This is a genomic window from Prevotella sp. HJM029 (assembly GCF_000599605.1).
Taxonomy (GTDB): Bacteria; Bacteroidota; Bacteroidia; order Bacteroidales; family Bacteroidaceae; genus Prevotella.
This window is the reverse complement of sequence record NZ_KK082667.1, coordinates 17,182-30,739: the sequence shown is the minus strand read 5'-3', so window position 1 is coordinate 30,739 and position 13,558 is coordinate 17,182. Positions and strand designations below refer to the sequence as shown.

Below are 13,558 nucleotides of genomic sequence, written 5' to 3'. Positions count from 1 at the left end.
TTTTTATAAGAACAATAAAGTAAATGGTTTCCATCAAACGGAATAGACATAAAAATGAGGTTATGAACAAGTCGGTATGTTTTTCAGCAGTCATTTTAAGTACGTTTCTGTTGTTTGTTTCTTGTAAGGACAACAGAAGAACTTCGTATATCAGCAATAGGCAAGAAAACAAGGAACTTCCTGTTTCAGACTCCATTGGTCAGAAGACTGGCAAAGATAGTGTGTCTTTACCTGCTAAGAAGTATGCCCATGCGGCAACGGACACAAAAGAAATAGGAAGAGAAAAGGGAACAAGAACAAATAAAAGAAACCATGTATCCAAGCGTTTACAAGATTTTCGCAAACGCACGGTGAGCAAATACTTCGCCGGTACCCTTGCCGATTCTTTGTCTGTAGGTCGTGCAGAACTCAAAGTGCCGCGTGGCAGTATGGAGCGTGCCAAGATTTTGAGCATTACACCGCTTTGCAAGGGCGAGCTGGCCCATTTGCCCGCAGGCATGGTCAACGTAACGGCAGACAGGAGTAATCCTACCGTTGCAGCCCACTCGAAAGACAGCATCGCCGGCTACCGTTTCCTGCCGCACGGCGAGCACTTCGTCCATTCGCCCGCAAGCATCACTGTGCCTTACGATAGCACCCTCATTCCACAAGGCTATACCGCCGAAGATATACACACCTACTACTACGACGAATTAAAAGCCCAGTGGGTGATGCTGCGGCATAAGGCTTTGGACAAAGATAAAGAACTTGTCATGGCCGAGACCTCGCACTTTACCGATGTCATCAATGGTATCATCAAGGTTCCCGAAAGTCCCGAAACACAGAGCTATGTCCCCACGGGTATCAGCGAGCTTAAAGCTGCCGACCCGGGCGCAGGTATTCAGCAGATAGAAGCGCCCACCGCCAACCAAAACGGCACGGCAGCCCTGTCTTATCCTTTCGAAGCCCCCAAGGGCAGAGCAGGCATTGCCGCTTCCGCCGGACTGCAATACAGCAGCGACGGTAGTTCGAGCTATGTCGGTTACGGGTGGAGTCTGCCCGTGCAGAGTATCGATATAGAAACCCGCTGGGGCGTGCCTCGCTTTGATACCAATAACGAAAGTGAGTCGTATCTGCTGATGGGACAACAGCTCAATGACCGAATTCATAGACGAACAGAAGATCTTGCCCGTACTTCTGAAAAACGCTTCTACCCGATGGTCGAAGGCAGTTTTAATAAGATTATCCGTCACGGCGACTCACCGAAGAACTATTGGTGGGAAGTTACACTCAGAGATGGTACTATTTATAGCTATGGCGGTTACAACGGGCAGGTGGACGATGAGACTTCCCTGACCGACGGCAATGGCAATCGCATCAAATGGGCGCTGAAACGTATAACCGATGTGCATGGCAACTTTGCTGCCTATCACTATACCAAAAGTGGTAATAACCTTTATCCTCAAAAGTATACCTATACGGGTTTTGGCAACGAGGAAGGCCTTTACAGCATCGAATTCGACATCGATTCGACCGGAAGAAAAGATGTTGTACGTAATGGTCGTCTCGGTGTTCTTCAAACCGATGAATCCCTATTAAAGAAAGTAAGCGTAAAAAATAATAATGAACTATTACGCGCCTATGATTTGAATTATGAGGAAGGTATTTTCGGAAAAACATTATTAAAAAGTGTTGACCAAAAGGATAGTAAAGACTTACTCGTAGCCTCTCAGAGCTTCAGCTATTATAATGATGTTGCCAAGGGTATCTTTGCCGACAGTCTTATTACTTATACTGCCCAACAAGACGATTATGGTAAATTAGTCAAAGCCAAGATCGGGCATTTTGACGAAACACTCTCTCTGCTGGGTGGCGGTTCTGCCAAAGGTTTTACCGTCGGTGCAGGTTGTATGGTCGGTGGTGGTTGGGGGCCAGCATCGGCAAACGCCGGTTCATCTTATACACACAGTGAAAGCAGCAATGAGGGGCGTATTGCCATGATCGATATAAACGGTGATGCCATGCCCGATAAGGTATGGAAAGGACGAGATGGCAAACTTCACTATCGTCTTAATATGAATAAGGATCTATTGCATCCTTATTTCGGTGAAGCACGGGAATTGAAAGGTGTAAACAGTTTTTCCAAAGGTTCGACAGTCAGTCATAGCTTTGATGCCAATATCGGTACGGGGTTCGGACCTATCAGCGCCGGCTTTGCAGTAAGCAGAACGATAGACGAAAGCAAGACAAAAATATATTTCCAAGATTTTAATGCCGACGGACTCATAGATATTGCTCAAAACGGAACTGTATTCTTTAATCATAGTGATGGGCTGAATGTCGTGTTTGACAATAAAAGTACCAATACCGGTAATCCGATTGTCGGACATGCCGCAGCCATCGACGAAACCTTTATTCCGGACTACGATGCCATACGGGATTCGTTGGAAAGGGCATTCCCGATGAACGATGCCGTTCGTCTATGGCGTGCACCTTATTCCGGTACAGTACAAGTAACAGGCACTACCCAAAAACTGTCTTCTGCCGGTGATGGTGTAGGCTTGTCGATACAACATAATAATACCGTCTTATGGCACCATGACCATTTACAGTCGGGAACGCTTGCTGTTCCGACTCAAACAGTTACAGTCAATCAGGGTGATTACCTGCTTTTCCGTGTCAATGCCATTTATTCGGGTATCGGCGATGCCGTCAAATGGGACCCTGCGATCGTCTATACCTCGATAGCTGCCGACACCTATGCAGGTGAAGACTTAAAACATTATAAAAGTTCACAAGACTATATCGGCGGTGAATCATCCACGGCAGCATTGGATATCAATGGAACTGTTACCTACGATGGAATTTATAACAAGCAAAAGACAAGCGACGATGTGCTTCTTGCAGTCATAAAGACAGATAAAACAGGTAGAGAAACACAGATAGACAGCTTATTCCTGCCTGCGGATACAATCATCTCCAATGGTAATTTTAGTGGAAGCTATAACTCTGTCGTTGCAGATAGTGCAACGGTAGATTTTGTGATTAAGACCACCAGTCCGATCAATTGGAAGCACATCAGCTGGGCACCCGTTTTCCATAGAGATACGGTTAATTATACCCTTGCACCGAAGCATCTGATGTATAATAAGAATATCGTAGCGAAAGCCGATACACTTGTTCATATCACCACCACTCCCGATTCGATATGGAGCAAGGAGCTATTCCTTGTTCCCGATTTTCAAGTTAATCGTATGTCCGATAAAGATACGGGAGAAGCCTCCGTTTATCTGACTGTAAAAGGAGATGATGGCTCGCTCATTTACAAACGAACACTCAAGTTAGCAAACAGCAATAAGATACAGACCGATACGATTCCCGTTAAAAAGCCGCAGCTTATATCGAAACTGCTCAACGGAAAATTACAAGTTACTTATTCCGTCATCAACGAATTGAAAGATGCCACTGTTGCCCGACTTCACCTATATCGTGATTCTATCGTCATGACACTCGGTGCAGATGGCAAGATGCACCCGAGCGATACCATTCGGGTAAAACTCGCTACCCTGCCGGCTTCTGTTTATTCGAGTTTCAACCGGCTCGATTACGGACTTCTTTATAAAGGCTGGGGACAATTCGGATGGAACGGTAATAAGAAGGACGAAGCCATTCATGTCGAAGACATGAAAGTCTCAGAGGGTAATGAATACATCAAAAATGGAAAAATAAATACAGAAGCCGTTGAAAAGAATACGCTTGACATCAGCAAGCAAAAGTTCTTTACGATGGGATACTTGCCGCTTTATAAGTGGTACCGCAGTGCAACGGACAGTACTTATGTCGGTGCCTCAATGCTTCGTCCGTCCCGCCTTGGGGTAGATGAGATTGTTATTGACTCCATCAAGTACAATACAGATGGCGACGGACTACCTGCCCCTGTCTTGGTCTCTAAGTCGAAAGGTTGGGGTAAAACCTTTAGTGCCGGCTTCTCATGGGGAATTAGCCTCGGCGTCAATAAAAGCAACTCTACTCAAGATTCTTATACCATCGTTTCCGCAATGGATATGAACGGAGACAGCTATCCCGACTGGCTCAATGAAAACAATGGTAAGGTAAAGGTACAGTTAACCAAACCTATCGGCACATTGGGTGAAAATATCCGATACCATGTAGAAAACAATAAATTTTATGGAGAAGCAAGCAATGAAGGGAGTAATGCAGGTCTTAGTATGGACCCCAAGGCATACAAACTCGATAAGTTTAATGAAGAATTAAGAACTGCCAAAAATGCCGTAACAAAAGCACGAGAAGCATTAGCAATAAATCCTCGGACAAAGATTGATGCTGGTAATGCCAGCTTCAGTGGAAATGTTTCCGAAAAATCCTGTGGTGCCAGTGGCAACTTTTCCAGTGGAGCGTCAGGAGCTGTCCGTAACTGGGAGGACCTCAATGGAGACGGATTGCCCGACATGCTTATGAAGGGACAGGTACGTTATAACCTCGGTTATGGCTTTACAGAAGCAATAGCTTCCGGTACAGAAAAAATGGAAGAAAGCTGGAATAATAACTACGGTAGCGGATTAGGTATCTGTATACCCGTACTTGGTACATTCAGCATCTCAGGCGGACAGAACGGAACGGCAAGCTTAACTTCTTCCAAGACGACATTTAAGGATATCAATGGCGACGGATTACCCGATCTTATAGAACAGAATATGTTAGGAGATTTGAAGGTTACCTTAAATATGGGTAATGGTTTCTTCGAACAACAAAATTTGCAAAAACACTCAGAGATATTAAGTACTTTCGGGTCTTCGGTAGCACTCTATGCCAGCACGGCATATACCATCAGAATTCCGCTTCCATTCGGCTTCGTTATCAATATTACGCCAAGTTCTCAAGGTGCTCACAGCGAAAGTATCAGCCGTACGACCACTGCCTTATTGGATATGGATGGCGATGGGTTGCCTGATCTTGTTTACAGCGATGGAGAGAATAAAGTCAAAGTTAGACGTAATATCACCGGACGAACCAATTTGTTAAAGTCCGTTACCCTGCCTTTCGGTGGAAATATCCATATCGAATATGAACAGACTAAGCCGAGTTTTAACCTGCCCGGTCGCAAATGGGTGATGTCGAGTGTGGAAACAACAGGAGGTTACAAGGAAAACGGTGCTACAAGAATCAAGAATACTTTTGAATATACAGGAGGCTATCGCGATAGAAAAGAACGTGATTTCTACGGTTTCCGAACTGTCCGTACCAACCAACTGAACACGGAAGACGGCGATAAGCTCTACCGCTATTCCGTTCAGACCTTTGCGCTGAACCGAGGCTATTACACGCACAACCTCGTTACCGATGAGTATCTGTATGATGCGGACGGCAAGAAATTACAGGGTTCCATCTATAAATATGACTTAAAGAAACAAGCCGACCCAAGCGTTATCTTCCCGGCTCTTGCCGCTTTGGTGCAAAGCAACTATGATGAGCAAAGCGGAGACAGTCTGAGCACGCGTGTGGAAAACACATATGATGCTTACGGCAATCTCTCTGCATATAAAGAGAATGCCACAGGCTACGAGCTCGATGCAGACATCGAATATCATCAATTAACGGATAAGTATATCGTTGCCGTCCCCAAACACATCACCGTTAAAGATGCGGCAAGCACTACTTATCGCGAACGCAGTACCAAGGTGGACGGCAATGGCGACATCACCTGCATCACGATGCATAACAGCACAAAGCCGTCGGTCTACGATATGACCTACGATGCCTATGGTAATCTTGCAAGTCTCACCAAGCCTGAGAACCATAAGGGACAGCGCATGCGCTATGACTACACTTATGACAATGTGCTACACATGCTCGTTACGAACGTAAAAGACGCCTATGGTTACACCTCTTCCACCGTCTACGACTACAAGTGGGCAGTGCCCGTGGAGACTTCCGACCTTAACGGCAACAAGATGCGCTATGCCTATGACGGCATGGGGCGCCCATCAACCATCCTTGCCCCCAAGGAATTGGAGTCGGGCAGACCCTATACGCTGAAATTCGAATATCATCCGGCAGAGCGTTACGCCCGAACTCTGCATTACTCCCCCGAGGGCGACATCGAAACTTATACTTTCGCCGACAGTCTCATGCGCGCCGTGCAGACTAAACAGACAGGTGTTGTATGGACAGGCGGCAGCAATCAAAAAGTGTCTATTGTCAGCGGACGCGCCGTTGTCGATGCCTTCGGGCGTACCATCAAGGCGTTCTATCCCACCACGGAGCCTTATGGTAGCATCACTTCATATAGTTCTACTACTGGCGACCCACAGGCAACCACCGAATATGATGCCTACGACCGCACGACCAAGGTGACTTTGCCCGATGGCGCAACTACAACGAAGGCCTATCAAATCGCAATGCACGAGGGGGAGGACATGCTCGAAACAACTATCACCGATGCCTTGGGCAGAAATATGGTGCAAATTACTGACTCAAAAGGCCGTAATCGTGAGACGATTCAGCACATATCGGGCGACAATATCATAGTGAAGTACGATTACGATGCCGTGGGACAGATAACCACAGTGCATCATCCCAATGACAAGACCACCACGTATGAATATGACCTCTTGGGACACAAGCTCAAGGTAAACCATCCCGATGCAGGCGAAGTGAGCTACACTTACGATGCGGCAGGAAATCTCTTAACGAAGCTAACCGCGGAACTTAAAAAGAGGATTTCAGCGGATGCACCCATCACTTACACCTATGACTACGAACGGTTAAGCGAAGTGCTCTACCCCAAGAACCTTTTCAACCGCGTTACCTACACCTATGGCAAACCGGGCGAGAAGTATAACCGTGCTGGAAGACTTGTGCTCGTGGAAGACGCTTCGGGTGGTGAAGCCTATTACTACGGCAACCAAGGCGAAGTGGTGAAGACGGTTCGGTCGGTGATGGTCAGCACCGCCGATGTACGCACCTATGTCTATGGTGCCACCTACGACAGTTGGAACCGCGTGCGCACCATGACTTATCCCGACGGAGAAGTCGTGACCTATGCCTATAATGCCGCAGGACAGATAGAGAGCGTCAAATCCAATAAACAGGGAAAAGAAGAAACCATCGTTGAAAAGGTGGGCTATGACAAAGATGGGCACACCGTCTACACCAAGTTAGGAAACGGCACAGAGACTACCTACACCTACGACAAACGCCGTGAACGCTTGCAAGAGATGAACCTCACGGCGGCGGGAACATCCATCATGCACAACAAATATCAGTATGATGCGGTGGATAATATCTTGGGAATCACCAATGCCGTAGACCCTACACGGGGCAATACTAATGGCGATAAAAAGCTTGGCGGCACATTCAAGCACAGCTATGCTTACGACGATTTAAACCGTTTGGTATATGCCAGTGGTAAGGCCAAGCAGGCAAGTTACAGCATGCAGATGACTTTTGGGCGCATGAGCGAGCCACTTACCAAGGTGCAGAAAGTGGACTCTACAAAGACGGCGCAGTCTTACGACTTCACGTATAAGTACGAAGACAGCAATCATCCCACCGCTCCTACACAGATAGGGCATGAGCATTACACCTATGATGCCAACGGTAATCCCACACTCGTGGAGAATGACAGTCTTGGTACCGAACGGAGAATGTATTGGGATGAGGATAACCGACTGATGGTATTGTCAGATAATGGCAAGACTTGCCGATACACCTACAATGCTGCCGGCGAGCGTATCATCAAGAGCCACGGCGATTTGGAAGGGGTATATATCAATGGTGCGCCACAGGGAATCACGTTCCACGAGACGGAGGATTACACGATTTATCCTGCTCCGATGATCACTGTGACAAAGAACCGCTTCACCAAGCATTACTTCATTGGCGATAAACGTGTAGCAAGTAAACTCGGTGTAGGCAAGTTCAGCAATGTCTATGGCATCAGCGGCAACAACGTTACGGCAGGTCAGAAAGACTATGCTGCTCGCATGATGCAGATAGAGAAACAACGTGAGGAGTATTACAAGTCGCTCGGTACACCGCCTGGTGTACCAACAATGAAAGGAGCCACGGCAGATCCCGACAACACCGGTCGTGGTTATAACGAGATTATCGGTGATTTGGGCGACCACTCCGTGCCCGAGGGTTGGGTGCAGCATCCGAAGCGCAACACTACGCCAGGTACGCCTCCCGGACCGCCCATCCAGTGGGGAGCACCCGAAGACCCGGATAATGCGCAGCCGGGCTATGGTTATATCCCCACAGACACCACCAACACCGAGGAAATCTTCTTCTATCATAGTGACCACCTCGGCAGTACGTCTTACATCACTGATGCCAAGGCCAACATCACCCAGTTCGATGCCTACCTGCCTTACGGCGAACTATTGGTAGACGAGCACTCTTCATCAGAAGATATGCCGTATAAGTTTAATGGCAAGGAGTTGGACGAAGAAACGGGACTGTATTATTACGGAGCCAGATACATGGACCCCAAAATCTCCATGTGGTTGGGTGTAGACCCGTTAATGGAGAAATATCCAGAAATCAGTCCATATTCTTACTGTGCAAATAACCCAATCATTGCAGTTGATTTACAAGGTGATAGTATCACTATTGCATATAAAACTGGTTTTTTAGGTTTAGGTGGAACTAAAAGGTTAACATATGAAGATGGCAAATTGTATAATCCAGATGGTAGTTCATATACAGGAAAAGTGAAAGGTTATTTAGCATCCGTAGTAAATGCATTAGGCGAACTCAATGAGACGGAAGAGGGAGCCTCTATCATTACGGAATTACAGAATTCAAACAACATGTTTACTATTAGGAGTGGTAGTTCTAATCAATTCAAAGCGAATTCTCCAGTAAAAGCAGGTGCAAATTTGGCTGAAGTTCAAGCGATAACAGGTAATACTTTAGGGTCTAATGGCTCAGGAGGAATTATTTATTGGAATACCCGTAATAGAACCAGTGGATTAAATATAAATGGGCAAATTAGTCGTCCTTCATTCATTGGATTAGGGCATGAAATGGCACATGGAAGTGATGCAAACCGAGGACTTCTTCATTATTCTAGTAATTATACTAATGAACAAACAGGAGCAGTATATTCTGCAACTTATAATGGATTAAATAAATCGGAATGGCGTGCAGTATACCGAGAGAATCTGATTAGAAGTCAGGCTAATATTCCATTACGGGCTTATTACGGCTATGATATATCAACAGGAACCCCAAAACCTATTGGTCCAAGATTATTATCTCCTCAAAATACGCCCATAAATTATCCATAGAATGGTTTATTCTGTATATTTTTAGTTATGTATATTTCCAATTTTCATTATGAAATTCGTTTTATCAATTCTATGCTTATTGCTTACTTACGGAGTATACTCACAAAATGTAACGCATATAAAAGGAAGAAAATACGAAGGGTATTCTTTTCCAAAGGAGTTTTATCTTGAAGGTTTTCCTCCTGCATCTAACCGTTATACATTAAGTGATACGGATATCTATCGTGCAGAAGAAATCTTGCTTAAGAATATTCCTTATTTGATAACGCCTTGTAGTTCTCATAAAGTTAAACTAAGAAAGGTTAGATTACATAAATACTACAGACAATATGTCGGCTACATAGATGGGAATAAACAAATATTGGTTCATATCAATTTTATCAGTAAAGATACTATTACATCAATAAAAGAATTATCCGAAGATCTGATAATGATAGTAGACGGAGGTAGCTCTTATTGGGAAATGATTATAAATATAACAACGGGTAAAGTTATAAGTATAAAACAAAATGGTTATGGCTAGATGATGAAAATAAAGACTTTATTGCTTATTCCTGCATTGCTATCAGTTTGTTTATGCAATACGAATAAAAAAGATATAATAAATTCTTCAATGGAAAGAAAAGAAGTTCTTGAGGAAAAAAGAGCAGATATACAATTAAGCTCTTTCAAGCGTTATCAGACATTCAACGAATTCAAGATGAGAGGCGAAGGTGTTCCCGTCCATTCTCCCTTCGTTTATGTCAGGTCTTCAAAGGATAAATTCGAAGTTGTGGTTTCTGATGATACGTCACATGTCTTTCGATATATAAGGCGAGACGGTGTATGGTATAACCATGAGGACATGGATTTATGGAAAAAGAATAATCCTATTACTAAAAGTGGAGAAGAAAACCCGGCAAGAAGTTATGATAGGATTATCTTTAATGATACGATTCTGGAGTACAGATGCTGCTATTATGGAGAATATAAGTATAAGGATTTTTATATAAAAACGGCATACGGATGTGATAGATTGACTTTGATAGAAGATATTGATTTTATCAGCCCTGCACATCTTATCTCGGATATGCGTAAGATGGTTTCTTTATATAATTATAATCTGCATGGTTTGCTATCCGAAAAGGGAAGATACAATAAACACAGAACTGTGGAACGATTCAAATTAAAGATAATACCTAACTACTATGTTCTTCAAAGTGATAACAATGGTAATAAGTTATTGCTTGAAAAAACATGGCTGGGGCTTTTCGGGATTCAACCTGGCATAGAAAAGTATGACAGACAAAAATCTGTTATTCATATGAAATGAATAATACTGATGATTACAATAAGCTCGGCACACCGCCGGGGGTGCCCACGATGAAAGGTAACTATGCCGACCCGGAGAATACGGGCGTGGGCTACAACACCATTATCGGCGAGTTGGGTGACCACTCCGTGCCCGAGGGTTGGGTGCAGCATCCGAAACGCAACACTACGCCAGGTACGCCTCCGGGGCCGCCCATCCAGTGGGGAGCACCCGAAGACCCCGACAATGCGCAACCGGGTTATGGCTATATCCCCACGGACACTACCAACATCGAGGACATCTTCTTCTATCACTCCGACCACCTTGGCTCAACATCTTATATTACCGACGCCAAAGCCAACATCACCCAGTTCGATGCTTACCTGCCATACGGTGAACTGCTTGTGGATGAGCACACATCCTCAGAGGATATGCCGTATAAATTCAACGGCAAGGAACTTGACCAAGAAACTGGACTATACTATTATGGGGCAAGGTATATGAACCCTATTGCAAGTATTTGGTATGGAGTGGATGCACTAACAGAAAAATATCCAAATATAGGAGGATTTGTTTACTGTCATAATAATCCTGTTAGTCTTATAGATCCCAATGGGATGTATGATGAAGAAACAGCTAAAAATATAGCAGCAACATATGGAGCAGAAGCCCATCAAGATAAAAAAAGTGGTTTATGGTTTGTTGCTTTAGACGAAACTGGGACAAAAGCATATACTACAGGTGGAACAATGACAAGAGAATTTGGAAGTGTAGATAACTGGAAAGTAAAAGGTTTTGGGGAATTTAGTCATTATTCTGATGGTGTTTCTTTAGCTGGAACTATAACTTCATCAATAGCGGGACTACGATATACAGAATCATCAATATTTAGAACAGGATATTTTCGGACTTCTAGTAATAAAGTATATAGTTTAAATGTTTTAGAGAAACAAGCAAATGGTAAATTTGTAAGGGGAGTCCAAGGCTTAAGAATAGGTGCTTCTTATGCAAAGGAATCAGTAAAATTTGCAAGTAAAGCTGGTGCTTTGTTAGGAGCTATCAATGTCTCTTGGTCTGCTTATCAAATGTATGAAGAGCCATCCTTTTCCAATGGTTTTTCATTAACACGAAATATTATAGGAATGGCCTCTTGGGAATATGGTCTTGTTGATACTTACATTTCATTAAGCTGGAACGAATCTAAAAATAGAGCTAAACAATCCGTGGAGAATATTTCTAAAGGACTCCCTCCTGATTTTGGAATACCTGACCCAATTTATGGAGTTCCAAATTATTCAAGCTATTTATTTATGGATTCTTATAAAAAACTTTACAATAAAAAAAATAAATAAAAGTTTGCGTAATTAAAATCTCTGCAAAGCCTACTTATATATTTTTTCAGTTGCTAATTATGAAGAATTTTTGTGTAAGGGGGCTTTGTAAGAGATTTACGAAGAATTAAAATATACTGATACTATTGTAGCTTTAAATTATGAAGATAATTTCATACTTTTTTTTGGGTATTGAATATATCCTTTGTAAAATATTATCTTATATCTGTGTGTTTCCCCTTAAAAAAAAAGGAAAGGGAATAAAAAAGAGAGCCTCAGCATTTTTTTATTTGCTTTTTTGTGAAAAAAAAATAATATTCGACAATATGGGGAATATAAAAGGATTTTCTGGGATATTTTGGTTTTTTACAATAATATTTATACCTATAAAAATGAAAAAATATGGGATATTGGCTATTTTGCTTCTGGTCTTGCTATGCTTGTTAAACTTTCTTAGTGATATATATGAGTATAGAAAAGAATTTATTAGAGAAAAAAAAAGTGTGATCTTATTTTGGATTATATTGCCTCTTGTATTTATTTTAGCCTTCTTTTTGAGCTAACTTTCTATAAACGGAAATGTTTGAGAATTCTTTTATGGCGAAAAGCGGCATATAACCTTTGTAAAACTCTATCTCAGTGTTAAATAGAATTTTAAGAAAAAGCTTATACACTGCTGCAAGAAAAGGGAAAGGAATGGGTCGCAACAAAAAATATTTCACCCCTACATCTTTATAAGAGAATTTCTTATTCGAACCCACGTCAGAATTGTATCCGCGGCTGCTTCCACAAAGAGTTCTCCCTCATGCGGTATCCTATAATCGCTTTGTAGAGCTCATGACTCGTGTATTCTGCAAAATGATGCTCTTCATGAAGCTCTATGCTTTCGGCGAGTGCACGGGGATAACGTTCGTTGATAGCACAATGATCCCCGTATGCCACAACGTAAGAAGGTATTTCAATAAAGTCTTTTCGGGGTTCGCCAAGAACGGAAAAGGAACGATGGGCTGGTGTCATGGCTTTAAACTTCATCTGCTTTGCAATGATTCAGGCGAAGTAATCACATTCTGTCTTACTAGAGCCAACGTGGATGACAGGGATAGCAGGGTGTGGAATATATTTACAAAGGTGCTCTATGGAAAGATCTTTGCAGACAGAGGATATATTAAGCAAGAACTCTTCGAAAGCCTATTCAGTCAAGGTATTCTGGGCTCGTTCATGGGCTAAAGGCTAAAATGAAGAACAAGTTGATGCCCATGTGGGATAAGATAATGTTAAGAAAACGCTATATCATCGAGTGCATCAATGAACTCTTGAAGAATAAAGCTAACCTCGTACACTCGCGACATCGCTCGATACACAACTTCATTATGATCCTATGTTCTGCCCTAACAGTCTATTGCTTTTTTTGACAATAAACCTGAGGCACTACCTATTTATGTTGAAAAATCAAGGCAGTTAGAACTGTTTGCATACTGACCTTATCCCGAACTCGCGTAAAATAATAGGATCATTAGCAGAAAAAGGTTTACTTGCTTTTAGAGAACGCATTATCCATATATAGATTTATATAAGTTAGCCAACAAGATTATGTTGCATAATCTTGTTGGCTAACGTATAAGAGAACTTGACAAGTTATTTCT

General features: G+C 42.9%; 4 protein-coding genes and 2 pseudogenes. All 6 read left to right on the top strand.

What is annotated here, in order from left to right; genetic code table 11:
- Positions 1 to 62 precede the first annotated feature (62 nt).
- Complete coding sequence (locus X919_RS15175; protein WP_253270122.1) at positions 63 to 9,293, top strand: RHS repeat-associated core domain-containing protein; 9,231 nt, start codon at positions 63 to 65, stop codon at positions 9,291 to 9,293.
- Positions 9,294 to 9,342: 49 nt separating this feature from the next.
- Positions 9,343 to 9,816: a hypothetical protein gene (locus tag X919_RS0108580; RefSeq protein WP_019189167.1), complete on the top strand. Its 474-nt coding sequence runs from the start codon at positions 9,343 to 9,345 to the stop codon at positions 9,814 to 9,816.
- A 90-nt stretch (positions 9,817 to 9,906) separates the two neighbouring features.
- Entirely contained in the window at positions 9,907 to 10,605 is a 699-nt protein-coding gene (locus tag X919_RS0108575; protein ID WP_019189166.1) for a hypothetical protein, read from the top strand.
- 14 nt (positions 10,606 to 10,619) lie between these two features.
- Positions 10,620 to 11,201 (top strand): annotated as a pseudogene (locus X919_RS15170) (RHS repeat domain-containing protein); the annotation flags it as partial.
- Positions 11,202 to 12,076: 875 nt separating this feature from the next.
- Positions 12,077 to 12,478, top strand: coding sequence for a hypothetical protein (locus X919_RS0108565; RefSeq protein WP_028899754.1), 402 nt, complete (start codon positions 12,077 to 12,079; stop codon positions 12,476 to 12,478).
- 238 nt (positions 12,479 to 12,716) lie between these two features.
- Positions 12,717 to 13,394: pseudogene (locus X919_RS16615) on the top strand (IS982 family transposase); the annotation flags it as partial.
- Positions 13,395 to 13,558 lie beyond the last annotated feature (164 nt).